Genomic DNA, 25,432 nt, shown 5'->3' with positions numbered 1-25,432 from the left:
TCAAAGCACAGTCAAAGCGCTGTCAAAGTACGGCATCGAGCAGGCTTTCGGCCCCCTCGGTGATGCGCAGGCGTTGGGTTTCGGTCTCAGGCAGGATGTGGTCGCCATAGAACCGCGCGGTGGCGATCTTGGCCGCCATGAACTCGGTCTCCTCGCCGCGCGCCAGTGCCGCTTCGGCCACCAGCAACGACCGGGCCAACTGCCAGCCCGCCATCAGGTTCCCGGCCAGCATGAGATAGGGCACGCTGGCCCCATAGGCGGCGTTGGGATCGCTGCGCCCGATGCTGCACAGGTGGTCCACCGCGGCCTCAAAGGCACCACGCGCAGTCGCCAAGCGGGCACCCACCGCTTGCGCGACAGGGCTGGCCGCGGACAGCTCCGCCTCGGTCTGGGCGATCCGTGCCGCCAACCGCCGCGCGGTGGCGCCGCCGTCGCGCAGGGTCTTGCGGCCCAGCAGGTCATTAGCCTGAATCGCGGTGGTGCCCTCATAGATCGGCAGGATGCGGGCGTCGCGGTAATGCTGCGCCGCGCCGGTTTCCTCGATGAAACCCATGCCGCCATGCACCTGCACCCCGATCGAGGCGACCTCCACTCCCATTTCGGTGCAGTACCCTTTGACCAGCGGCACCATGAATTCGGCGAGCGCGCTCGCCTCGGCGCGGGTCTCGGGCGTTTCTCCATGATGGGCCAGCTCTTGCCAACCGGCGGTGGTGGCGGCCATGGCGCGGCCCGCTTCGGTCAGCGCCCGCATCCGCAGCAGCAGGCGGCGCACGTCGGGGTGACGGATGATGCTCACCGCCTCGCGCGACGAGCCGTCGACCGGGCGGCTCTGCACCCGGTCCCTGGCATAGGCCAGCGCCTGTTGGCGGGCGCGTTCGGCGATGGCGATGCCCTGAATCCCCACCGCATAGCGCGCGGCATTCATCATCACGAACATATAATCGAGGCCGCAATTTTCCTCGCCGATCAGAAAGCCGGTGGCGCCCTCATACTCCAACACCGCCGTCGGGCTGGCCTTGACGCCGAGCTTGTGCTCGACCGAGACGCAGCGCACCGCATTGCGGGGGCCAAACGTGCCATCGGCTTCGACCGGGTATTTCGGAACAAGGAACAGGCTGATCCCCTTGACCCCGGCCGGGGCGTCCGGGGTGCGGGCCAACACCAGATGCACGGTGTTTTCCGCCATGTCATGTTCGCCATAGGTGATAAAGATCTTGGTGCCGGTGATGCGATAGCTGCCGTTCTCCTGCCGCTCGGCGCGGCTGCGCACCAGCGCCAGATCGCTGCCCGCCTGCGGTTCGGTCAGATTCATCGTTCCGGTCCAGCGGCCTGATACCAGCGGCTCCAGATAGGTGGCTTTCTGCGCCTCGGAGCCGGCGGTCAGCAGCGCCTCGATCGCGCCATCGGTCAGCAGCGGGCACAGCGCGAAACTCATGTTGGCGGCGTTCAGGATCTCGGTTGCTGCCGCCCCCACGGCACGCGGCAGGTCTTGGCCGCCAAAGGCCTCGGGGTGTTGCAAGCCTTGCCAGCCCATCTCGACAAACTGCGCATAGGCTTCGGTGAAACCATCGGGCAGCACCACCTTGCCGTTCTCAAACCGCGAGGCGGCGCGGTCGCCCGGCGCGTTCAGCGGGGCGATCTTTTCGGCGCAAAAGCGCCCGAATTCCTCAAGCACCGCCGAGACATCGTCAAGCTCCAGCCCGGCATGACGGGGCAGGCCGGCGATGTCGGGCCAGCCCGACAGGTGTTCGATATTGAAAAGAAGATCCCTGACAGGGGCGTTGAAGGTCATCGGGCGGTCTCCCCAAAATGCGTTTGAGTGCCATATAAAAGGGGAAAACCCGTGGTGCTATCTCTCTCATGGACGCAGGATTTGCAAAAAGTGACAAATTCCGGGATGTTGGCCCGGCCATGACCCTATCGCCCGTCGCCCTCCAGACCTCACCGGTCCTGTCCACCGTGTCCTTCGCCCTTGTCGAGGATTGGCTTGCTGCGCTGCGGGCCTATTGCCCACCGCAGCAACTGGCCGGGTTTCTGGAGCAGACCGGGCTTGCCGCCGCTGCCAGCCAGCCCCGCGCGCGAGTGACGCATGACCAGATCGTGCGCTTGTATCAATTGGTCGCGGTGGGCACTGGCGATGAGATGATGGGGCTGTGGAGCCGGCCGATGCGCTCGGGCGCGCTCAAGCATCTGTGCGTTTCGGTGCGCGGGGCCTCGTCGCTGGGGGCCGCGCTGTATCGCTTTACCACCTTCTGGAACCTGTTGCTGGACGATCACCGCCTGACGCTGGAGGAAGAGGGCGAGGGGCTGCGCCTGTCGATCCTGCCGCGCGGCGCGGCGGTGCCGCAGCGGTTCGGCCATATGCTGCTGTTGAAACTGGCCCATGGCATCGCCTCGTGGCTGGCCGGGCGCGAAGTGCCGCTGCGCGAGGTCAGCTTTGTCTTTGCCCGCCCGGGGTTTGCCGAGGATTACCCGATCCTGTTTCCTGCCCCGATCCGGTTTTCGCAGCCCTGTTCGTCGATCACCCTTGACCGGGCCTTGGGCGCGCTGCCGGTGGCGCGCAGCGAGGCCGAGATGCAGGAGTTTCTGCTCCGGGCCCCGCGCGACTGGATCTTTACCGGCTATCGCGAACACGCCCTACCGCTGCGGCTGCGCGAGCTGCTGTTGCTGTCGGATCGGATGGGCTTTCACCTGAGCGACGCCGCCAATGCGCTGAACCTGACGCCGCGCACCCTGATGCGGCGGCTGGAGGATGAGGGCACCTCGTTTCAGGATATCAAGGACGGGCTGCGCCGCGACATCGCCATTCGCGACCTGACCCAAGGGGGCAAAAGCCTTGAGGGGATCTCGCAGGATATCGGCTTTGCCTCGGTGGCGAATTTTCACCGGGCGTTCAAACGCTGGACCGGGGTGACCCCCGGCGTCTATCGCCGCGACCGCTGCTGATCTGGCGGACGGGAGGGGGCCCCGCGCCTGCGCATTCGGGGGGGATGCAAGCACAGGCCAAGGCGTCAGAGGTCATGCGCCGATGTCACGCAGGAAAGCCATGAAATCGGGGCGAAAATCAACTGCCGTGCCCTGTTCTGTGGTCTGCTGACGTATGGTCAGCTGACTATGTTTGCGCATCAAGTCCTTGAAAACGTGCCTTTATTGCGGGGGTATTCGCGTTTTGCATGGATGATTTGAAATTGGCATTGGTCAGGGGGCGAGGCTTTCCAATAGGGTTCCCTCGCCTAAACCGGAGACCAAACACTGGTCCCATCTGGTCCCTTCATGGAGGAAATGAAATGAGCTCTTTTCTACGCATCGCCGCGGTTGGCGCGATGTCTGTCATGCTCGGCAATGCCGCGCTGGCAGAGACCACCGTCAGGGTGGCCTATGACGCGGACCCCGTGTCGCTTGATCCGCATGAGCAACTGTCCGGCGGGACGCTGCAACTGTCTCATATGGCGTTCGATCCGCTGGTCCGCTGGACACAGGATCTGCAGTTCGAACCGCGGCTGGCGACGAGCTGGGAACAGATCGACGACACCACCGTGCGGTTTCATCTGCGCGACGGCGTCAAGTTCCACAGCGGCAACATGCTGACGACTGCCGATGTGAAATGGACCTTTGATCGCCTGAAAAGCAGCCCGGATTTCAAGGGGATCTTCGAGCCCTTTACCGCGTTGGACGTGATCGACAGCCTGACCTTCGACCTCAAGACCTCGGCGGCCTATCCGCTGGTGCTGCACACCGCGACCTATCTGTTCCCGATGGACAGCAAATTCTACACCGGCACCACCGCCGACGGCAAAGACAAGGCCGAGCTGGTCAAGCATGGCGACAGCTTTGCCTCGCGCAACCTGTCGGGCACCGGCCCCTATGTCGTGACCGAGCGTGAGCAAGGCGTGCGCATGGTGTTCGAGCGCTTCGACGGCTATTGGGACACCGCCTCGAAAGGTAATGTCGACAAGATCATCCTGACCCCGATCAAGGAAGACCCGACCCGCGTCGCGGCCTTGCTGTCGGGCGATGTGGACTTTATCGCGCCAGTGCCGCCGACCGATCTCAAGCGGGTGGACGAGGCCGAGGGCACCGCACTGGTGACCATGCCGGGCACCCGGATCATCACCCTGCAGTTGAACCAGAACCGGGTCGAGGCGTTCAAGGATGCCCGCGTCCGTCTGGCGATCGACTATGCGGTGAACAACGCCGGGATCGTCGACCGCATCATGCGCGGTTTCGGCACCGTGGCAGGGCAGGCCAGCCCGGCCGGCTATCTGGGCTATGACGCAGCACTTGCGCCGCGTTTCGATCTGGACAAAGCCAAGGCCTTGATGGCCGAAGCCGGTTACGCCGATGGGTTTTCCATCACCATGATGGCGCCCAACAACCGCTATGTGAACGACGACAAGATCGCGCAGGCGGTGACCTCGATGCTGTCGAAGATCAACATCAAGGTTGATCTGCAAACCATGCCCAAGGCGCAATACTGGCCCAAGTTCGACGAGCGCGCGGCAGACATCATGATGATCGGCTGGCACTCGGACACCGAGGATTCGGCCAACTTCCACCAGTTCCTGACCGCCTGCCCGGACTCTGAGACCGGCAATGGCCAGTACAACTCGGGCAACTACTGCAACCCGGAAGCTGATGCGCTGATGGCCGCCTCCAACGTCGAGACCGACCCGGCCAAACGCGGCGCAATGCTGAAACAGCTGGAAACCATTCTGTACAACGAGGCGGCGTTTGTCCCGCTTCACTGGCAGAACCTGGCCTGGGGCGCGCGCAAAGGCGTTCATGCCGAGGGCATCGTCAACGCGATGAACTTCCCCTATTTCGGCGATCTGGTGGTCGACTGATCCACTAGCATGTTATTCCCTGGGGCGGGCTTTTGCCTGCCCCGGGGTGTCTGTCGCTTCCGATTTCCAGTCATACTTTCATGCGCATGGTCCTGTCGTGGCCCGTTTTCGTGCTCCGTTTTCGTGACTATGGCCCGTGCGCATCAATACGTGACTCAAGCCCGTGACCCAAAAAGGGACCCTGACAAATGCTCGCCTACCTCGTGAAACGTGTGTTTCAGGCCATCGCGGTGATGTTCGCCATCTCTTTGATCGGCTTTGCCATTCAGGACAATCTGGGCGACCCCCTGCGCGCACTTGTGGGCGTGAGCGTCTCAGAAGAGGTGCGTGACCAGCTGCGCGACGAGCTTGGGCTGAATGATGGGTTCGTCACGCAATACCTACGGTTTCTCGGCAATGCCCTGCATGGGGATCTCGGCACCAGCTATTTTTTCAAGGAACCGGCGCTGGACGTGATCCTGAAAAAGATGCCCGCTACGCTGGAACTGGTCCTTGGCGCCACACTGATCATCGTCGGGCTGTCGGTGCCGCTGGGGGTCTATACGGCGATCAAACCGAAATCGATCCTGTCGGGGATCATCATGGGCCTGTCAATCGTCGGCATCTCGATCCCGGTGTTCCTGACCGCGATCCTGATGATCTTCGTCTTTGCGGTCAATCTGGGCTGGTTCCCGTCTTACGGGCGCGGCGAGGTGGTGCATGTCTTTGGCTCTTGGGACACCAATTTCGCCAGCTTTGATGGTCTCATGCATGTCTTGCTGCCCTCGGTGGCGCTGGCCTCGATCATGTTGCCGCTGTTCGTGCGGCTGATCCGGGCCGAGATGATGGAGGTATTGCAAAGCGAATATGTCAAATTCGCCAAGGCCAAGGGGTTGCGTCCGATGCGGATCTATTTCGTGCATGCGCTGAAGAATACGCTTCTGCCGGTGATCACCGTGGGCGGCGTGCAGATCGGCACCATGGTGGCCTATACCATCCTGACCGAAACCGTGTTCCAGTGGCCGGGCATGGGCTTCATGTTTCTTGAGGCGGTGAACCGCGTCGATACCCCCTTGATCGTGGCCTATCTGATCGTCGTCGGCTTTATCTTCGTGGTGACCAACACCATCGTCGATCTGATCTATGGGCTGGTGAACCCGACCGTTAATCTGGCGAGGATGGGCGCATGAGCAGTCTGAGCACGAACGAGATCCCGGCAAGCCGCTGGTCGCGCATCTGGAATTCGAAAATGGGCCACAGCTTTCGCGGCAACCCGGTGGCGGTGGTGTCGCTGGCGATTTTTCTGGTCATTGCCTTTGGTGCGATCTTTGCGCCGCTGATCGCGCCGTTCGATCCCTATGATCCCGGGCAGATCGACATCATGAACAGCGAATACCCGCCGATCTGGATCGAGGGGGCAGACCCGCAATTCCTGTTCGGGACCGACGATCAGGGCCGCGATCTGTGGTCCACCATCCTGTATGGCACCCGGCTGTCGCTGATGATCGGGCTTTGCGCTGTGGCACTGCAGGCGGTGCTGGGCATCAGCATCGGGTTGCTGGCGGGCTATATCGGCGGGCGGCTCGACAGCCTTCTGATGCGGCTTGCCGACATCCAGTTGTCGTTCTCGACCTTGATGGTGGCGATCATCTTTCTCGCCGTGACCCAAGCGATGTTCGGCAGCGAGACCTTTAACCAATATGCGATCTATTTCCTGATCGCGGTGATCGGGGTGGCGGAATGGCCGCAATACGCCCGCACCGTGCGCGCCACCGTGCTGGCCGAGAAAAAGAAGGAATATGTCGACAGCGCCCGCGTGCTGGGCTTTGGCCCGATGCGGATCATGGTGCGCCACATCCTGCCCAACTCGCTGTCGCCGATCTTTGTGATCTCGACCGTGCAGGTGGCCAATGCGATCATTTCCGAGGCCTCGCTCAGCTTTCTCGGGCTGGGGATGCCGCCAAGCCAGCCCTCGCTGGGGTCGCTGATTTCCTCTGGCTTTGACTATATCTTTTCCGGCAGCTGGTGGATCACCGCCATTCCCGGCGTGGTGCTGGTGGTGCTGGTGCTGGTCATCAATCTTCTGGGCGACTGGATGCGCGATGTCCTGAACCCGAAACTCTACAAAGGATGACCGAGATGTCGTTGCTTTCCGTCCGCGACCTGACGGTTAAATTCGCTATGCGGGATCAGACCGTGACCGCGTTGAACCAGATTTCATTCGACGTGCGCCGGGGCGAACGGCTGGGGATCGTCGGTGAATCCGGGGCCGGTAAATCGATCACCGGATTTGCGCTGATGAACCTGCTCAGCCAGCCGGGCTATATCGACAGCGGCCATGTCATGTTCGGCGGCGAGGATATCGTGCGGTTTTCCGATGCGCAGATGCGCCGGATCCGGGGCAACCGCATGGCGATGATCTTTCAGGATCCGATGGTCACGCTGAACCCGGTGCTGACCATCGGGCAGCAGATGGTCGAAACCCTGCGGGCGCACCGCAAGCTGAGCCGGGCCGAGGCCGAGCAGATTTCGATCCTGAAGCTGCGCGAGGTCTATATCCCCTCGCCGGAAGAGCGGCTGGAGCAATACCCGCACGAGCTATCGGGGGGGATGCGCCAACGCATCGTCATCGCCATCGCGCTGCTTCTGGACCCGGAGCTGATCATCGCGGACGAACCCACAACCGCGCTCGACGTGACGATTCAGGCCGACATCATGGATCTGTTGCTGGAGCTGTGCCAGTCGAACAAGGTGGGGTTGATCCTGATCACCCACGACCTTGGCGTGGTCAGCCAGATGACCGAACGCACACTGGTGATGTATGCCGGTCGCATCATCGAGGCCGGCCCCACGCGCCAGATCATCAACGATCCGCAGCACCCCTATACGCAGGGGCTGATCAATGCGCTGCCGCAGCAGACCCTGCCGGGCCACCGGCTGAAACAGATTCCCGGCAACATGCCGTCGCCAGCCGCGCTTCCTGCCGGCTGCCCGTTCCACCCCAGATGCGACTTTGCCGTGGACATCTGCCGTCGCGTCCGACCGGAAATCATGCGCTTTGCCGAGGTCGAGATCGCCTGCCACGAGGTCAGCCGCCTGCACGGCATCCCCTACAAGGAAGAAAGCGCATGACCGATATCATCGCCCCCGACAGCCGCCCCCTGTTGGAACTGAAACAGCTGGAAAAGCGCTTCGTGCTCGACAAGGGCTTTCTTGAAACCCTCAAACTGCGGCGGGGACGAATCGTGCGCGAACGCCGCGCGGTGCATGCGGTCAACGACGTGTCGCTGTCGGTGGCGCGCGGCGAGGCGCTTTGCGTCGTGGGGGAATCCGGCTGCGGCAAATCCACCGTGGCGCGGCTGGTCGCCGGGCTGCTGACCCCCTCGGGCGGCGAGATCCTGTATGACGGCGCGCGCACCGACAACCGCTCGCGCGCGGGGATGATGCCGCTGCGCAAGAAAATGCAGATGATCTTCCAGAATCCCTATGCTTCGCTCAATCCGCGGATGACGATCCGGCAAGCCTTGGAAGAGCCGATGCACTATCACAACCCGGCCATGTCGCGCGCCGAAGTGCGTGACAAGGTGGCCGAGGTGATGCGCACGGTCGGCGTCGACCCAAGCTGGTCGATGCGCTATCCGCATGAATTCTCAGGTGGGCAACGCCAGCGGATCGCCATCGCGCGCGCCCTGACGGTGGACCCCGAATTCATCATCGCGGATGAACCGATCTCGGCGCTGGACGTCTCGATTCAGGCGCAGGTGCTGAACCTGATGCTGGAGGCCAAGGAACAACGCGGGTTGACCTATCTGTTCATCACCCATGATCTGAGCGTGGTGGAACATTTCGGCACCCGTGTTGCCGTGCTGTATCTGGGCACGCTGTGCGAACTGGCCGACACGCGCACGCTGTTCGAGAATCCCAAGCACCCCTATACGCGTGCGCTGCTCTCGGCGGTGCCGCAGCTTTCAGATGACCACCCCAAGCATATCCGCCTGAAGGGGGAAATCCCGACCCCGATCAATCTGCCGCAGGGCTGCCCCTTTTACAGCCGCTGCACCTATGCCAATGATCGGTGCCGGGTGGAACGGCCGCTGCCGGTGCAAAAGCCAGACGGTAGCGCGGTGGCCTGTCACGCGGTAGAAGAAGACCGACTGGACGGCTGATTTCCCGCTGCCCGCAAGACAGATCCAGGACGGACCCCGACGATTTGGACATCATTTGGCTCAGAGATTTCGAAGCGCTCACGGTGCACAAGAACTTTTCCCGTGCCGCCGAGGATCGCAACGTCAGCCAGCCGGCCTTTTCCCGACGCATTCGTGCGCTTGAGGACGAGGTTGGCGTCGGGCTGATCGACCGTCAGACCCTGCCGCTGTCGCTGACTCCGGCGGGCGAGGTGTTCCTGTCGCAGGCGCGGATCATCCTGCGGACCTATTCCGAAACGCTGGAACGCTGCCAGACCATCGCGGCGGCGGGCGAGAACGTGATCCGACTGGCCTCGCCACAGTCGCTGTTCATGACGCATTACCGCAGCTATATCGAACCGCTGGCCGACGCCGGCGGGTTGGAGCTTGACCTGAATTCCACCAGTTGGGGCGCAGATCAGTTCGTGACCGCGTTGCAGCAAAGCTATTGCGACCTGATCCTGACCTATTGGCACCCGGCGATGGATTTCCTGTCGCCGCTGGAAGGGGGGCGCTGTGACTATCTGACCCTGTCTCGCGATGACTTCATCCCGGTGTCGCGCTGCGGGCCGGATGGGCGCCCGTTGTTCACCCTTGATCCGGGACAGAAACGACCGGTGCCGCTACTGTCCTATGGGGCGGCCTCGGCGCTCAGATCGGTGCTGGACCATGTGCTGCGCCAGCAGATCGACCCGCCGGGCGTTCTGGTGGTCAACCAGAATGCGCTGGCCAATTCGGTCAAGGCGATGATCCTCGAAGGGTTTGGTCTGGGCTGGCTCCCGCGCGAGATCTGCCGCGAGGAACTGGCGGATGGCCGGTTGCAGATCGTCGGCGCGAAAAGCCACCTCTGCCCGCTTGAGGTCCGGATCTATCGCTATCCGCACAATCGCAAACCGACGCTGGACAGCCTGTGGTCGCGGCTGGAGGCCCGATAGGGATCTGCGCGGCCCCGGGCCTGTGGTGGGCGCGATCAGGGGGCAGGGCGGGCTTGGTTCGCGGCGTCATCGTGGCCCCAGAGGCACCGCGATGACGCGCAAACCTGTTCCGATCTTCTAACGCTTGCTACGGGCCATGAAGGCCAGCCGCTCGAACAGATGCACGTCCTGTTCGTTTTTCAACAGCGCGCCATGCAGTTTGGGCAGGGCATTCACCCCGTCGCGCTTGAGATCTTCGGCGTCGAGATCCTCGGCCAGCAGCAATTTCAGCCAATCCAGCACTTCCGAGGTCGAAGGTTTCTTTTTCAACCCAGAGGTTTCGCGCAGCTCATAAAACTGGGTCAACGCCGTTGTCAGCAGCGATTCCTTGATACCGGGGTGGTGCACCTCGACAATCTTGCGCATGGTCGCCTCGTCGGGGAAGCGGATATAGTGAAAGAAGCAGCGGCGCAGAAAGGCGTCGGGCAACTCTTTCTCGTTGTTGGATGTGATGATGACGATCGGACGCTGCTTTGCGCGAATGGTCTCGCCGGTTTCGTAGACGAAGAATTCCATTTTATCGAGTTCTTGCAGCAGATCGTTGGGGAATTCGATATCGGCCTTGTCGATTTCGTCGATCAGCAGCACCAACCGTTCGTCTGCATCAAAGGCCTGCCAGAGCTTGCCCTTTTTGATGTAGTTGCGCACATCCTGCACGCGCTCATCGCCCAACTGGCTGTCCCGCAGCCGGCTGACGGCATCGTATTCATACAGGCCCTGCTGCGCGCGGGTGGTGGATTTGATGTTCCACTCGATCATCTTCAGACCCAGCGCATCGGCGACCTGTCGCGCCAGTTCGGTCTTGCCGGTGCCCGGCTCGCCTTTGACCAGAAGCGGGCGCTCCAGCGCGACCGCCGCATTCACCGCAATGGTGAGGTCTTCGGTGGCCACGTAATCTTTGGTGCCCTGAAATCTCATGTTTTTCCAACCCTTTGCTGTTCGCAGTTCCGCGCTTCGGCTTGGCGGCTGTTTTAGCTTAACCGAGACACTATTGTGTAGTGACAATCTGGAATCTCTCGGATAAACGCAGCGGCAAAAGGGGGCGCCAGATGTCTACACCAACAAAATTGCAAGACGTCGTTGGCCAAACTGAGGGGACCGGAATGAAGCAGGAAACTTTTCTACCGGAGAATTACCGTCCAGCCGAAGATGAACCATTCATGAACGATCGGCAGATCGAGTGGTTTCGCCGTGAATTGCTGCGGCAAAAAAACGAACTTCTGAATGAAAGCAAATCCACCATCGCCGGATTGCAGGACGGCACGCGCAACATTCCCGATGTGGCCGACCGCGCCAGCGAAGAGACCGACCGCGCGCTGGAGCTGCGCATCCGGGACCGCCAGCGCAAGCTGGTAAGCAAGATCGATGGGGCGCTGCGCCGCATCGACGAGGGCGAGTTCGGATATTGCAAGGAAACCGGCGAGCAGATCTCGCTCAAACGTCTGGTGGCGCGGCCAACCACCACGTTGAGCCTTGAGGCGCAGGAGCGCCATGAGCGCCGAGAAAAAGTACACCGTGACGACTGATCCCCGTCATTGAGATGCGGTGAGGCGCGGTAAAAATTGAGAGAACGCCGGGGTCAACCGCCCTGGCGTTTTTCATTGGCGGCACAGGCCGCGATACGGGCCATGACACGGGCCATGACACGGGCCGCGACAGGCACAGACAGACAGGCGGACGAGAATGGCGCTGACGGGCCGGAACATCATTGTGGCAGGGGCTGGGATCGGCGGGCTGGCGGCGGCGCTGGCCCTGCGTGCGCGCGGTGCCGAGGTGACGGTGCTGGAACAGGCCTGCGAAATCACCGAGGTCGGTGCCGGCCTTCAGATCAGCCCCAATGGGGTGGCGGTGTTGCGCGCGCTGGGGCTGGAACAGGATCTGGCACGGGTTGCGACGCCGTCGCGCGCGGTGGTGCTGCGCGATTATCGCCGCCCGGGCGAGGTGTTGCGGCTGGATCTGGCGCGCCATGCCCCCGATCAGGCCTTTTACCTCGTGCATCGCGCCGATTTGATCGATCTGCTGGTCCGCGCGGTGCGGGCCGCCGACATACCCCTGCGGCTTTTGCAGCGGGTTGATCGTGTCGTGCCCGGTCCGGTGCCCGAGTTGCATCTGGCCAATGGGGCGCAGGCGCGCGCCGATCTGGTGGTCGGGGCGGACGGGCTGTCATCGCGGATGCGGCTGGCGCTGAACGGGGCGGATCGGCCGTTCTTTACCGGTCAGGTGGCGTGGCGCGCGACGGTGCCCAATACCTTGAATTTGCCGCCCGAGGCGCAGATCTTCATGGGGCCGGGACGCCATCTTGTCTGCTATCCGCTGCGCGATGGCAAACTGGTCAATATCGTTGCCGTGCAGGAGCGCAAGCTTTGGGCCGACGAGGGCTGGCACCACAGCGACGATCCCGACAACCTGCGCGCCGCCTTTGCCGATTTTCGCGGCCTTCCGTCCGAGCTGTTGGCGCAAGTGCGCGAGGTGGCGCTTTGGGGGCTGTTCCGCCATCCGGTGGCCGAACACTGGCACGGCGAAGGGGTGGCGATCCTTGGCGATGCGGCCCATCCCACGCTGCCGTTTCTGGCGCAGGGCGCCAATCTGGCGCTGGAAGACGGGTGGGTGCTGGCCGATTGTCTGGCGGCACAAAAAGATCAGGCGGCGGCGCTTGCCAGCTATCAGGCGCGTCGGCGTGACCGGGCGGCGCGGGTGATCGCGGCGGCCAATGGCAACGCATGGAAATATCATTTCAAGCTGTCGCCGCTGCGCGAGATCGGGCATCTGGCGCTGCGGGTCGGGGGGGCGCTGGCGCCCGCGCGCGCGGTGCGCCAGTTCGATTGGCTCTATGGCTATGACGTCACCGCGTAGGGCGACCGTTAAGCGGGGCAACCGCGAACGCCTGCTGCCGCCAACCCGGCTGCGCGCTCAGCGGTTGCCGCGGCCAGAGAAGCGGGCGGCGTCGCTGGCGGCCATCCGGATTGCGTTCGATTTATGCACCGTTTCCATATACTCGGACTCAGGGTCGCTGTCATAGACGACACCGCCACCGGCCTGAATATAAAGCTTTTTGTCCTTCACGATCGCGGTGCGCAGCGCAATGCACATATCCATGTCGCCACCGGCTGAAAAGTAGCCGACGCCACCGCCATAGATGCCGCGCTTTTCCGGCTCTAGCTCGTCGATGATCTCCATCGCGCGAACCTTGGGTGCACCCGAGACGGTGCCAGCGGGCATACCGGCGAAAAAGGCATCCAGCGCGTCCTTGTCATCGGCCAGTTCGCCGACCACGTTGGACACGATATGCATCACGTGGCTATAGCGTTCGATGGTGAATTTCTCGGTCGGGCGGACGGTGCCGATCTTGGCGACCCGCCCGACATCGTTGCGCCCGAGATCAAGCAGCATCAGATGTTCGGCCAGTTCCTTCTGATCCGCCAGCAGCTCGACTTCCAGCGCGCGGTCCTGCTCGGGGGTGGCGCCACGGGGGCGGGTGCCGGCGATCGGGCGCACGGTCACCTCGTTGCCAAAGACCCGCACCAGGATCTCGGGGCTGGCGCCAACCACCTGAAAGCCGCCGAAATTGAAATAGAACATGAACGGCGACGGGTTGGTGCGGCGCAGCGAGCGGTACAGCGCGAAAGGCGGCAGCGGAAAATCCTGGGTCCAGCGTTGTGCCGGGACCACCTGAAAGATGTCGCCAGCGCGGATATACTCCCGGGCGGTTTGCACGGCGGATTTATACTGCTCGCGGGTAAAGTTCGACACCGGCGCGGCCATCTCTTGCGCCTCGCCCAGATCGCGGGTTTCGGCCGGCATCGCGCGTTCCAGATCGCGCACCGCGTCCATCACCCGCTCGGCAGCTTGCGCATAGGCGGCGCGCGCGGTCTGCCCGTCGCTGACCCAAGCGGGGGCGACGACGGTAACCTCGCCCTTGACGCCATCCAGCACCGCCACGACCGAGGGGCGCAGCATCAGCGCATCGGGCAGGCCCAGCGGATCGGGGTTCACATCGGGCAGATGCTCGATCAGCCGCACCATGTCATAGCCGAGATAGCCAAACAGCCCCGCCGCCGATTGCGGCAGATCCTCGGGCAGATCAATCCGGCTTTCGGCGATCAGGGCGCGCAGGCTGGCGAGCGGATCGGCCTGCTCGGGCGCAAAGCCGTCGGGGTCGAACCGCGCCTGACGGTTCAGCGCGGCCTTGTCGCCGTCGCAGCGCCAGATCAGGTCCGGTTTCAGCCCGATGATGGAAAAGCGCCCGCGCACCTCGCCGCCGGTCACCGATTCCAGCATGAAGGCATCCTTTTGCCCGCTTGCCAGTTTCAGCATCAACGAGACAGGCGTGTCCAGATCGGCGGCAAGCCGGGTATAGACCACCTGGTTCTGCCCGGCGTCATAGGCGCGGGCGAACGTGTCGAAATCCGGGGTCAAAGCCATGATGTGGGTCCTATTGGAAGCTCGACTGGACCGCATTCACCGCGCGTTGGTCCAGCATCGGGTGGGCGCGCAGCTGGGCATCGCGGGCAAAGGCATCGAACAGCGCCTGCGCCAGGGCCTGGTCCAGTTCTTGCCCGAAGGCGCTGCGCATGCGGTCCAGATCTGCGGTGGTCTCGGGGGGCAGAACCGCGTCAAGCCGCACGATCTGTACCCGGTCGCCTGTGCCGATCACGCGCAGCGCGCCGGGCTCCATCTCGAACACTTGGGTCATGAAATCCGGCGGTGTGCCGTCAAGATAGGCGGTGCGCGTCAGCCCGGTTTCGACCTGGACATCAAGCCCGACCGCGGCGAAATCGCCCTCCGCGCCCATCTCTTGCACCAAGGCCTCGGCCTGTGCCGTCAAGGCGGCGCCGGTCTGTTGCAATTGCCAGCCCTCAATCACCCGCGCGCGGGCGGATTCAAAGGGTTCCGGGCGCGGCGCCAGCGTGTCATCAAGCCGCAGGGCAAAGATGCCGCCGTCCTCAAGAAAGCCGACCTCGGGGAAATCCTCGGGGCTGACGGTCTGCGCCACTTCGCGAAAGGCGTCATAGGCTGCGACAGCATCGGCGCTGTCACTGGTCCAGTCGATCTGGCCCAGCTCCATGTCGGTTTCCTTGGCCAGATCCTCCAGCGTGGCACCGCCCGCCAAGAGATCGTCGATATCGCGGGCGCGGGTCTCGATCAGCCGACGGGCGCGTTCCCCTGCCAATTCATCGCGCAGCTCGTCGCTGGCGTCTTCAAACGAGGTTTCACGCGCTTCGAGTTTGCCGTTCACACGGTACAGCGCAGGCCCCAGATCCGAGGGCAGGGGGCCCACGACCTGATTCATGTCAGCGGCAAAGATCGGCACGCTGGCGGTGCCCAGTTCGGCGGCGGACATATCGCCCATATCCACATCGCTCAGCGCCAGCCCACGCGCCTTGACCAGCGCCTCGAAGGTGGTTCCGCCCACTTCGATCTGCGCCATGGCAGACGAGGCCGCCGCTTCGTCAGGAAACACCAGCCGTTCGATCAGCCGACGTTCGGGAATGCTGTAGTCGTCGCTGCGGTCTTCATAAAGCTGGCGCAGCGCGGCGTCGTCCACCTCGACCTGATCAAGGATCATCTCGGGGGTCAAGGTGACATAGGTGATCTGCTTGGTCTCGGGCAGGGTGAACTGTTCGGGGTGCGCGTCGTAATAGGCCTGCAACGCGCTCTCGTCGGGTTCGGGCAGCGGGGCGTCAAGATCCGTCGCCGTCAGCGTTGCCACGGTAAAGCTGCGGCGCGCGGCGACATAGTCGACCAGCGTGTTGATCAGCGTGTCGGGCATCGAAACGCCGTCGATGATCGCGCCCTGCACCAGTGTGCGGGCGGCCTCGGCGCGCAGGTCGGCCTCGAATTCGGCCTCGTTCAGCCCGGCCTGATCCAGGGCAAAGCGATAGGATTCGCGGTCGAACTTGCCGTCGGGGCCCTGAAACGCGGAAATCGCCATGACTTCCTGTTGCAGCTTCGCATCGCCCACGGACAGGCCAAGCTCTGCTACCTCGTTGTCGATCGAGGCCAGCGAGATCAGGCGCGCCAGCACCTGTTGATCCAGCCCGCGCGCGCGGGCCTCGCTCATCTGCATCGCTTGCCCGGTTTGTGCCTCGACCGCGCGAATTTCGCGCTGGAGATCGCGGGCATAGGCGTCGACGCTGACGGTCTGATCGCCGACCGTCGCGACCGTGCGCACGGTGCCGGACAGATTGGTGGCGCCGAACCCGGCCAGACCGGCGATCAGCAGGCCGAGCAGAATCCAGACAAAGGTTTTCGATAACTGTTTGACCCGTGCGGCCATGATGCCCCCTTTACTGGCGCTAGTTTATTGGCGCTACCCTGTGCATTGGCGCCCTGCATACGACGCGCGCCAAGGGGGGGCAAGATCAGATGGACAGCGCCGTGAGCCGGTCCACCAGCGTGGCGATCCCGGCCCGGTCGAGATTGGCAAAGGCGACGCGCACATGACGCGCGCCGGTGGGGTCGCTGTCGGGGACGAACATGGTCGCGGGCAACAGCAACACGCCCGCCTCGCGCACCAGATGCGGCGCGAGCAGGTCAGAGGGCATGTCATAGGGATGCGCCAGATAGGCGAAATAGGCGCCCGATCCCTTCAGTGCCCACCCCTTCGCCGCCAGCGCCGGTGCGCCTTCGACAATCGCGGCGCGACGGTCAAGAATCTCGTCGCGTTCAGCGGCCAGCCATTGATCGAGCGTCTCGATTCCCTTGAGCGCCGCATACTGGCCAACCTGACTGGGGCAGATCGTGACGCAGTCGATGAATTTCTCGGCCTCGTCCAGCAGTTCTGGCGCGCCCAGCATCGCGCCGACCCGGTGTCCTGTCAGCCGGTAGGCCTTGGAAAACGAATACAGATGGATCAGCGTGCGGTCCCAGTCGGGATCGGCAAACAGATCATGCGGCGCGCCGGTCTGGCTATGGAAATCGCGATAGGTCTCATCGACGATCAGCTTGATCCCACGCGCCTGCGCCAACTCGTAGAAGGCCCGCAGCAGATCGGCGGGGTATTCCGCGCCGGTGGGGTTGTTCGGGGTGATCAGAACGATCGCGCGGGTGCGCTCGGTGATCAGCGCTGCCGCGCGGTCGGGATCTGGCAACAGGTCGGCCTCGATCGGCAGCGGCACCGACTCGACCCCGGCCATGTCGAGCCACATCTTGTGATTGAAATACCACGGCGTCGGCACGATCACCGAGTCGCCCTCAGCGGTGGTCGCGGCAATGGCGGCGGCAAACGCCTGATTGCACCCCGAGGTGATGGCGACCTGCACCGCGGTGACCGCGCCGCCGTAAATCCGCGCGGTCCGCTCCGCCAGCGCCGTGCGCAACTCCGGCATCCCGAGCACGGGGCCGTACAGATGCGCCTCGGTCCTGTACTGAACGAACTCGGCCATGGCGTGGCGCAGCGAGTCCGGCGGCGGCGCCAGCGGCGCGGCCTGGCTGACATTGATCAGCGGCCGCTCGGGGGCAAAGGTGACCCCGTTCAGCCATTTGCTCGCGGCGACGATGGGGGCGGCAAAACTGGCCTTGGTGCGTACGTTTGACATTGCCTCTCCTGACCCTTTCTGCGGTCCGGTGCCAGTGGTCTGGCCAGTGGTCTGGTCTGTGATCAGCGACTCGTCGCGCCCGTTCAGTCGTGGCCGCGATAGGGTTCCACATATTGCAGCGCCATATCCCAAGGGAAAAAGATCCAGGTGTCCTGGCTGACCTCGGTGATATAGGTGTCGACCATCGGCCGCCCCTTGGGCTTGGCATAGACGGTGGCAACATGCGCCTTGGGCATGTGCTGGCGCACCACTTCAAGCGTACGACCGGTATCGACCAGATCATCGACGATCAGCACGCCGGTGCCGTCGCCCACCACCGCCATGTCGGGCGATTTGATCACCACCGGGGCGCTTTGGGTCTGGTTGTCATAGGATTTCACGCTGATGGTATCGACCGTGCGGATATCCAGCTCGCGCGCGACGATCATCGCCGGGGCCATGCCGCCGCGGGTGATCGCCACCACCGCGCGCCAACCGCCGTCCTCGGGCGCGCTGCCCTGCAGGCGCCAGGCCAGGGCGCGGGCGTCGCGATGCAACTGATCCCAGCTTACGTGAAAGCCCTTTTCATGCGGCAAGCGGTCGGTCATGGCAGCGGATCCTTTCGTTGGTCCTTGGAGGAGGCGGGGCGGTCAGCCCTTGGCAATGTCGGGGGCGTCCACGGCCTTCATGCCAACGGCGTGATAGCCGGCGTCCACATGCAGCACCTCGCCGGTGACACCGGACCCCAGATCGGACAACAGATACAGCGCCGACTTGCCGACATCGTCGATGGTCACGTTGCGACGCAGCGGCGAGTTGTATTCGTTCCACTTCATGATGTAGCGGAAATCGCCGATGCCAGAAGCGGCCAGCGTCTTGATCGGGCCGGCGCTGATCGCGTTGACGCGGATGCCGTCCTTGCCCAGATCCTCGGCGAGATAGCGCACCGAAGCCTCCAGCGCGGCCTTGGCCACGCCCATCACGTTATAATGCGGCATCACCTTTTCAGCACCATAGTAGGTCAGCGTCAGACAGCTTCCGCCCTCGGACATCATCTTTTCGGCGCGCTGCACCACGGCGGTAAAGGAATAGACCGAGATATCCATGCTCAGCTGGAAATTGGCGCGGCTGGTATCGACATAGCGCCCGCGCAGTTCGTTCTTGTCGGAAAACCCGATGGCATGCACCACGAAGTCCAACGTGCCCCAGCGCTCTTGCAGGCCCGAGAACAGCGCGTCGATCGAACCTTCGTCGCCTACATCGCAGGGCAGCACGATATCGCTGCCAAGTTGGGCCGCAAGCGGGTCGACCCGTTTCTTCAGCGCATCGCCCTGATAGGAAAACGCCAGCTCGGCGCCAGCGCCGGCCAGAGCCCGAGCGATGCCCCAGGCGATGGATTTGTCATTGGCCAGGCCCATGATCAGGCCGCGTTTGCCGGCCAGCAACTGATTTGACATGAAGGATCTCCGCCTCTGTGTACGGTGTGAGAACGACGTTTAGGCGATTGGTCCTGAGGCATCAAGAGGATCAGATTTGCCGCAGCGTATCAGGCTTGCCGCGCGCCGGGGCGCGCTCTACGCTCGATGCTGGAACGTTGATGGGGATATTATGGCCGACAGAAGTGGTATTTTTGCGGGCGATGACCCGTTCGTGATCGCCAGCGAATGGCTTGCCGAAGCCGAGCGGGCCGAAGTGAACGATCCGAATGCGATCGCGCTTTCAACGGTGGACGGGCAGGGCATGCCGAATGTGCGCATGGTCCTGCTCAAGGAGATCGAGCCGGCGGCGTTCGTCTTTTACACCAACTACGGCAGCACCAAGGCGCAAGAGTTGGATCAGGCCGGCATGGCCGCCTTTGTGCTGCACTGGAAATCGCTGCGCCGCCAGATCCGGGTGCGCGGCAGGATCAGCCGTGAAGACGGGCCGCAGGCGGATGCCTATTACAAGTCGCGTTCGCTCAAGAGCCGCCTTGGCGCCTGGGCCTCGCACCAGTCGCAACCGTTGGAGAGTCGCGCGACGCTGCTGGCTGACGTGGCGAAATTGACCCCGCAACTGGGGCTCAACCCGCCGCGGCCGCCGTTTTGGGGCGGATATCGGCTGATCCCGCTGGAGATCGAATTCTGGGCGGATGGCGCGTTCCGGTTGCATGACAGGTTCGTCTGGCGCCGCGAAACCGCTGAAACCGTGTGGAAAATTGACCGTCTGAGCCCCTGATATTCACGTGACGTGAAATGCAAGGCTTTGAAAATATATGCGGATTTTCGCCCATTTGGATGTTTTCAACTTGAATTGTTACGCTTACATATTGCACAAATCCCGGCACATGCCGTTCCGGCATGACAGCACAAAATGCGGAAAAGCAGACGTGGCAGAAGATCTGAGTAGTATGGACCACATCAAAGGTCAGGTGAAATGGTTCGACCCGGCCAAGGGCTATGGCTTTGTTGTCTCGGACCAAGGCGGCCCGGATATCCTGCTTCATATGAACGTGTTGCGGAATTTCGGGCAAAGTTCTGTGGCCGACGGGGCGGGAATCGAGCTGATGACGCAGCATACGGATCGCGGTGTGCAGGCGATCGAAGTGCTTTCCGTGACGCCGCCCGAGCGTGAGGAAGAGGGCCCGGTTCTGTCCGACTTCAGCCATCTTGACCCGATCGAGATCCAGCAAAGACCGTTGGAACCGGCGCGGGTGAAATGGTTCGACAAGGCCAAAGGGTTCGGCTTCGCCAATATCTTCGGGCGCAACGAGGATGTATTCTTGCATATCGAGGTGCTGCGCCGCTCGGGTCTGGCGGATCTGCAGCCGGGCGAAGCGCTGGCAATGCGTGTCATCGAGGGGCGTCGCGGTCGCATGGCCGCCGAGGTGATGGCCTGGGAAGTCGCGCTGACCGAGCAGGTGGCGTTGTAATGCGCCGGCTTGTCGCTGTTCTGGTCCTGATTCTGGGCGCGGCGGCGGCGCAGGCCGACACCACCAGCGCGTGTCGCGACGACCGGGTCGATCTGCGGGGCGACTGGGGCCAGACCCAGTTCACCATCGAGCTTGCCGATACGCCGGCGGCACGCGGTCGCGGGCTGATGTTTCGCGAAACTATGCCGCGCGGGGCCGGGATGCTGTTCGTCTATGAACGCCCGCAACGGGCCAGCTTCTGGATGAAAAATACCCTGATCCCGCTCGACATGATCTTTGTCGACCAGACCGGGCGCGTGACCCGGGTGCATTCCGGGGCGATTCCCGGCGATCTGACGCCGATCGACGGCGGGCCGGGCGTGTTCGCCGTGTTGGAAATCAACGCCACCTTGGCCGCGCGCTATGGGATCGCGCCGGGGTCCATGCTGCGTCACCCGGTTTTTTCCGGGGAAGCGGTCGCTTGGCCCTGTTAGGGCTTTCCAAGCAAGAGAACTCCCGCTAGACAGACCTCGGATCGGGGCGTGGCGCAGTCTGGTAGCGCACCTGTTTTGGGAACAGGGGGTCGTGAGTTCGAGTCTCTCCGCCCCGACCAACATTCGGCGATTCGCTGGCCTCATATAGAGGTCGGCAGCCGATACCTCCCATATATTGTGGTTAGCACAGAATTTCCGCGCAAATGCTGCGCGGATGCTGCGGTGCAACCGCGCGCAGGGGGCTGCACCGGGGTTTTCCTTTGTATAAAAACAGGTTCAACGGCGCTGTTGAGGCGGGCTGTGAACTGCTGCCCCGCAGCATTCTGTGCAGCATCCTGTGGAGGAATCGGGGCGTCTCGCGACGACAGCAAGGGTCAACGGAAAATTTGGCCCGATAGGGCAAATAAAGTCGTTGACCACCCCCGCCCATTTGCTTCAAATTGTGTAGGTCAGCCGACGAGCCACTAAATCTAGTGCCTAAAACTAGGGCTCCCGGCGGGTGAGAGCGGAAAACAAGCATTTCATGGCATCGGCAAAATGCCGGATGCGGTGGCCCCTAGGCGGCCCCGCAGCAGGATATGGCTCGAAAATGCATCCGCCGGAAAAAGGGCGCCGCGTGCGTCAAAGGGACTGGTCCGGACCCCGGGCTGAACGCGAAGCGAAGATCAGAGGCAGCAAGCATGAAAATCGAAAGAAACTTCACCAAAGCAGGGCAGGACGCATACGCTGATCTCGATTTCGTGTCCGCGACCTCCGAGATCCGCAACCCGGACGGCACCATCGTGTTCCGGTTGGAGAATATCGAGATTCCTGCACGCTGGAGCCAAGTCGCCAGCGATGTGATCGCACAGAAATACTTCCGCAAGGCCGGCGTGCCGACGCGTTTGAAGACGGTCCGCGAAAAGGGCGTGCCCGAGTTCCTGTGGCGGTCGGTCCCGGATGGCGACGATGTCGAGACAGTGGGCGAGACATCGTCCAAGCAAGTGTTTGACCGTCTTGCCGGGGCTTGGGCCTATTGGGGTTGGAAGGGCGGCTATTTTTCGACCGAGAAGGACGCCCGCGCCTATTTTGACGAGATGCGCTATATGCTGGCCACCCAGCGCGCCGCGCCGAACTCGCCGCAATGGTTCAACACCGGGCTGCACTGGGCCTATGGCATCGACGGTCCGGCGCAGGGCCATTACTATGTCGATTACAAAAGCGGCAAGCTGACCAAGTCGAAATCCAGCTATGAGCATCCGCAGCCGCATGCCTGCTTCATCCAGTCGGTCAAGGACGATCTGGTGAACGAAGGCGGCATCATGGATCTTTGGGTGCGAGAGGCGCGGCTGTTCAAATACGGCTCGGGCACCGGCACCAATTTCAGCCGGTTGCGCGCCGAGGGCGAGTCGCTTTCGGGCGGTGGCAAGTCGAGCGGGCTGATGGGCTTTCTCAAGATCGGCGACCGGGCGGCGGGCGCGATCAAATCGGGCGGCACCACGCGACGCGCGGCCAAGATGGTCATCGTCGATGCCGATCACCCCGATATCGAGGAATTCATCGACTGGAAGGTGCTGGAAGAGCAGAAAGTGGCCAGCATCGTTGCCGGCTCCAAGATGCACGAGCTGAAACTCAACGGAATCTTTGCGGCGATCAAATCCTGGGATGGCAGTATCGAGGATGCCTGCGACCCCAAGACCAACGCCACCCTGAAATCGGCGATCCGCGACGCCAAGAGATCGGCGATCCCCGAGACCTATGTCAAACGGGTGCTGGATTACGCCAAGCAGGGCTATACCAGCATCGAGTTCCCGACCTATGACACCGATTGGGATTCCGAGGCCTATAGCTCGGTCTCGGGCCAGAACTCCAACAACTCGATCCGGGTCACCGACGCCTTTCTCAAGGCCGTGCGCGAGGATGGCGACTGGGACCTGATCAACCGCACCAATGGCGCAGTGCAAAAAACCGTCAAGGCGCGCGATCTGTGGGAAAAGGTCGGCCATGCTGCTTGGGCCTGTGCTGATCCGGGGATCCAGTTCCACGATACCGTGAACGCCTGGCATACCTGCCCGGCAGATGGTCCGATCCGCGGCTCGAACCCTTGTTCGGAATACATGTTTCTCGACGACACCGCCTGCAATCTGGCGTCGATGAACCTGCTGACCTTCTACAAGGACGGTGTGTTTCAGGCCGAAGATTACATGCACGCCACCCGGCTGTGGACGCTGACGCTGGAGATCAGCGTGACGATGGCGCAGTTCCCGTCGAAAGAGATCGCGCAGCTGTCCTATGACTTCCGCACGCTGGGTCTGGGCTATGCCAATATCGGTGGCCTGCTGATGAACATGGGCCTGAGCTATGACAGCGACGGCGGCCGCGCTATGGCGGGTGCGCTGACCGCGATCATGACCGGCACCGCCTATGCCACCAGCGCCGAAATCGCGGGTGAACTGGGGGCTTTTGCCAGCTATGACCGCAACGCCAAGCATATGCTGCGCGTCATCCGCAACCACCGCAACGCGGCGCAGGGCAATGGTGCGGGCTATGAAGAGCTTGCCGTCAAACCGGTGCCGCTGGATCATGCCAACTGCCCCGACGCGCGGCTGGTCGAACTGGCGATGTCGTCCTGGGACGACGCGCTGCGGCTGGGCGAAAAACACGGCTATCGCAACGCGCAGGTTTCGGTGATCGCGCCGACCGGCACGATCGGGCTGGTGATGGATTGCGACACCACCGGGATCGAGCCTGACTTTGCGCTGGTGAAGTTCAAGAAACTGGCGGGCGGCGGATATTTCAAGATCATCAACCGCTCGGTTCCTGCGGCGCTTGAAAACCTCGGCTACTCCAGCGCCGAGATCGAAGAGATCGTCGCCTATGCGGTGGGCCATGGCAGCATCGGCAACGCCCCGGCGATCAACGCGACCACGCTGATCGGGCATGGCTTTGGCGAGAACGAGTTGGCCAAGATCGAAGCCTCGCTGGAAAGCGCCTTTGATATCCGCTTTGTCTTCAACCAGTGGACGCTGGGCGAAGAGTTCTGCAAAAGCGTGCTGGGCATCCCGGCTGAAAAGCTGAACGATCCCAGTTTTGATCTGCTGCGGCATCTGGGCTATTCCCGCGCGGATATCGAGGCGGCGAATGACCATGTCTGCGGAACCATGACGCTGGAAGGCGCGCCGCATCTGCGCGAGGAGCATTACAGCATCTTCGATTGCGCCAACCCCTGCGGCAAAAAGGGCAAGCGGTTCCTTGGCGTGAACAGCCACATCACTATGATGGCGGCGGCGCAAAGCTTTATCTCGGGCGCGATCTCCAAGACGATCAACATGCCCAATGACGCCAGCATCGAGGATTGCCAGAAAGCCTATGAGCTGAGCTGGAGCTTGGGCGTGAAAGCCAACGCGCTGTATCGCGACGGCTCCAAGCTGAGCCAGCCTTTGGCGGCGGCGCTGGTCGAGGACGATGAAGAGGCCGAAGACATCCTCGCCACCGGATCGGCGCAGGAAAAGGCGGTGACACTGGCGCAGAAGGTGATCGAAAAAGTCGTCATCAAAGAGGTCGCGCGCGGCCGTGAAAAGATGCCGACACGGCGCAAGGGCTATACCCAAAAATCCATCGTTGGCGGGCACAAGGTCTATCTGCGCACCGGCGAATACGAGGATGGCCATCTGGGCGAGATCTTTATCGACATGCACAAGGAGGGGGCCGGCTTTCGCGCGATGATGAACAACTTCGCCATCGCCATCTCGGTTGGCCTGCAATACGGCGTGCCGCTGGAGGAATTCGTCGATGCCTTCACCTTCACCAAGTTCGAACCGGCGGGCATGGTGCAGGGCAATGACAGCATCAAGAATGCCACCTCGATCCTTGATTACATCTTCCGCGAACTTGCGGTCAGCTATCTCGACCGCACCGATCTGGCCCATATCAAACCGCAGGGCACCAGCTTTGACGATCTGGGGCATGGCGAGTCCGACGGGGTTTCGAACATTTCCGAGATGAGCGAATCCGCCGCCAGCCGCTCGCTGGAAGTGCTGAAACAGATCAGCTCCACCGGCTATCTGCGCAAGCGGCTGCCACAGGAACTGATCGTGCTGAGCGGCGGTCAAAGCCTGGGCGCAACCGCGCTGAAAGGCGCCAGCGATCCTGGCGCGGCCCTGCACACGCTGGTGCCTGAAACCGCATCGGCCAGCACCCTTGCCGCCAGCAGCACCGCCATGAGCAGCGGCACCGTGTCGATGGATGCCCGCGTCAAAGCCAAGATGCAGGGCTATGAGGGCGAGGCCTGCGGCGAATGCGGCAACTACACGCTGGTGCGCAACGGCACCTGCATGAAATGCAACACCTGCGGCGGAACGTCGGGGTGTAGCTGAGCGAACAGCGCCGGCAACGGCGTTCAGGGGCAGAGGTGGCCTTCGGGTCCGGCCCCGACGAATTTGGCTGAGGGCGGCAACGCCCGGCCAGAACAGACACGGTGCGGGCCTTTGCAGAAACCTTTGGTTTCCGCTCTGTCCCGCCCGGCGGAAAATCTCTGATTTTCCGCGCGCACAGGGTGGGGCTGGCTATCGTCC

Annotated in this window: 20 protein-coding genes and 1 tRNA gene; 14 read left to right on the top strand and 7 right to left on the bottom strand. The window is 62.7% G+C overall.

Features of this window, described 5'->3' with window-relative positions; translation table 11 throughout:
- Positions 1 to 22: 22 nt before the first annotated feature.
- Entirely contained in the window at positions 23 to 1,792 is a 1,770-nt protein-coding gene (locus tag E1B25_RS00410) for an acyl-CoA dehydrogenase family protein (protein WP_132826707.1), read from the bottom strand.
- Positions 1,793 to 1,911: 119 nt separating this feature from the next.
- Between E1B25_RS00410 and E1B25_RS00405 the strand changes: the two genes are divergently transcribed.
- The 7 genes from E1B25_RS00405 (at position 1,912) to E1B25_RS00375 (ending at position 9,942) form a co-directional block, all read left to right on the top strand.
- Complete coding sequence (locus tag E1B25_RS00405; RefSeq protein WP_132826706.1) at positions 1,912 to 2,946, top strand: AraC family transcriptional regulator; 1,035 nt, start codon at positions 1,912 to 1,914, stop codon at positions 2,944 to 2,946.
- 341 nt (positions 2,947 to 3,287) lie between these two features.
- Positions 3,288 to 4,844: an ABC transporter substrate-binding protein gene (locus tag E1B25_RS00400; RefSeq protein ID WP_132826705.1), complete on the top strand. Its 1,557-nt coding sequence runs from the start codon at positions 3,288 to 3,290 to the stop codon at positions 4,842 to 4,844.
- Positions 4,845 to 5,032: 188 nt separating this feature from the next.
- Positions 5,033 to 6,013, top strand: a complete 981-nt coding sequence (locus E1B25_RS00395) for an ABC transporter permease (RefSeq protein ID WP_132826704.1) — start codon at positions 5,033 to 5,035, stop codon at positions 6,011 to 6,013.
- Complete coding sequence (locus E1B25_RS00390; protein WP_132826703.1) at positions 6,010 to 6,957, top strand: ABC transporter permease; 948 nt, start codon at positions 6,010 to 6,012, stop codon at positions 6,955 to 6,957. Before E1B25_RS00395 ends, E1B25_RS00390 begins: the two co-directional genes overlap by 4 nt.
- Before the next feature lie 5 nt (positions 6,958 to 6,962).
- Positions 6,963 to 7,955, top strand: a complete 993-nt coding sequence (locus E1B25_RS00385) for an ABC transporter ATP-binding protein (protein ID WP_132826702.1) — start codon at positions 6,963 to 6,965, stop codon at positions 7,953 to 7,955.
- Entirely contained in the window at positions 7,952 to 8,989 is a 1,038-nt protein-coding gene (locus E1B25_RS00380; protein ID WP_132826701.1) for an ABC transporter ATP-binding protein, read from the top strand. Before E1B25_RS00385 ends, E1B25_RS00380 begins: the two co-directional genes overlap by 4 nt.
- A 44-nt stretch (positions 8,990 to 9,033) precedes the next feature.
- Complete coding sequence (locus E1B25_RS00375; RefSeq protein WP_132826700.1) at positions 9,034 to 9,942, top strand: LysR family transcriptional regulator; 909 nt, start codon at positions 9,034 to 9,036, stop codon at positions 9,940 to 9,942.
- 117 nt (positions 9,943 to 10,059) lie between these two features.
- Here the strand turns inward: E1B25_RS00375 and E1B25_RS00370 are convergent, their stop codons facing one another.
- A complete protein-coding gene (locus E1B25_RS00370) occupies positions 10,060 to 10,899 on the bottom strand; it encodes an AAA family ATPase (RefSeq protein ID WP_132826699.1) in 840 nt (279 codons plus the stop codon).
- Between the two features lie 185 nt (positions 10,900 to 11,084).
- Between E1B25_RS00370 and dksA the strand changes: the two genes are divergently transcribed.
- On the top strand, positions 11,085 to 11,507 hold the full coding sequence (gene dksA / locus E1B25_RS00365; protein ID WP_132826698.1) for an RNA polymerase-binding protein DksA: 423 nt from the start codon (positions 11,085 to 11,087) through the stop codon (positions 11,505 to 11,507).
- Positions 11,508 to 11,664: 157 nt separating this feature from the next.
- Positions 11,665 to 12,834 (top strand): FAD-dependent monooxygenase, encoded by a 1,170-nt coding sequence (locus tag E1B25_RS00360; RefSeq protein ID WP_132826697.1) that lies wholly within the window; start codon positions 11,665 to 11,667, stop codon positions 12,832 to 12,834.
- A gap of 57 nt (positions 12,835 to 12,891) precedes the next feature.
- Here E1B25_RS00360 and trpE read toward each other — a convergent pair whose 3' ends face one another.
- The 5 genes from trpE to fabI all read right to left on the bottom strand — a co-directional run bounded on the left by trpE (position 12,892) and on the right by fabI (position 18,955).
- Complete coding sequence (gene trpE, locus E1B25_RS00355) at positions 12,892 to 14,403, bottom strand: anthranilate synthase component I (RefSeq protein ID WP_132826696.1); 1,512 nt, start codon at positions 14,401 to 14,403, stop codon at positions 12,892 to 12,894.
- Positions 14,404 to 14,413: 10 nt separating this feature from the next.
- Positions 14,414 to 16,258, bottom strand: a complete 1,845-nt coding sequence (locus E1B25_RS00350) for a SurA N-terminal domain-containing protein (protein ID WP_132826695.1) — start codon at positions 16,256 to 16,258, stop codon at positions 14,414 to 14,416.
- Positions 16,259 to 16,343: 85 nt separating this feature from the next.
- Complete coding sequence (locus E1B25_RS00345; RefSeq protein WP_132826694.1) at positions 16,344 to 17,519, bottom strand: aminotransferase; 1,176 nt, start codon at positions 17,517 to 17,519, stop codon at positions 16,344 to 16,346.
- An 83-nt stretch (positions 17,520 to 17,602) separates the two neighbouring features.
- Positions 17,603 to 18,106, bottom strand: a complete 504-nt coding sequence (gpt, locus tag E1B25_RS00340) for a xanthine phosphoribosyltransferase (protein ID WP_132826693.1) — start codon at positions 18,104 to 18,106, stop codon at positions 17,603 to 17,605.
- Between the two features lie 42 nt (positions 18,107 to 18,148).
- Positions 18,149 to 18,955 (bottom strand): enoyl-ACP reductase FabI, encoded by an 807-nt coding sequence (gene fabI, locus E1B25_RS00335; protein WP_132826692.1) that lies wholly within the window; start codon positions 18,953 to 18,955, stop codon positions 18,149 to 18,151.
- 151 nt (positions 18,956 to 19,106) lie between these two features.
- Between fabI and pdxH the strand changes: the two genes are divergently transcribed.
- The 5 genes from pdxH to E1B25_RS00310 all read left to right on the top strand — a co-directional run bounded on the left by pdxH (position 19,107) and on the right by E1B25_RS00310 (position 25,234).
- A complete protein-coding gene (gene pdxH, locus E1B25_RS00330; RefSeq protein ID WP_132826691.1) occupies positions 19,107 to 19,712 on the top strand; it encodes a pyridoxamine 5'-phosphate oxidase in 606 nt (201 codons plus the stop codon).
- 151 nt (positions 19,713 to 19,863) lie between these two features.
- Positions 19,864 to 20,406: a cold-shock protein gene (locus E1B25_RS00325; protein ID WP_132826690.1), complete on the top strand. Its 543-nt coding sequence runs from the start codon at positions 19,864 to 19,866 to the stop codon at positions 20,404 to 20,406.
- Positions 20,406 to 20,879: a DUF192 domain-containing protein gene (locus E1B25_RS00320; protein WP_132826689.1), complete on the top strand. Its 474-nt coding sequence runs from the start codon at positions 20,406 to 20,408 to the stop codon at positions 20,877 to 20,879. Before E1B25_RS00325 ends, E1B25_RS00320 begins: the two co-directional genes overlap by 1 nt.
- Positions 20,880 to 20,921: 42 nt before the next feature.
- Positions 20,922 to 20,998: transfer RNA gene (locus E1B25_RS00315), tRNA-Pro, on the top strand.
- Between the two features lie 561 nt (positions 20,999 to 21,559).
- The gene (locus E1B25_RS00310) at positions 21,560 to 25,234 is read left to right on the top strand and encodes a vitamin B12-dependent ribonucleotide reductase (RefSeq protein WP_132826688.1); all 3,675 of its coding nucleotides are present in this window, start codon (positions 21,560 to 21,562) and stop codon (positions 25,232 to 25,234) included.
- The last annotated feature ends 198 nt before the right edge of the window (positions 25,235 to 25,432 follow it).

Source organism: Antarcticimicrobium sediminis (assembly GCF_004348975.1).
GTDB lineage: Bacteria > Pseudomonadota > Alphaproteobacteria > Rhodobacterales > Rhodobacteraceae > Antarcticimicrobium > Antarcticimicrobium sediminis.
This window is presented reverse-complemented; position numbering and strand designations above follow the sequence as displayed.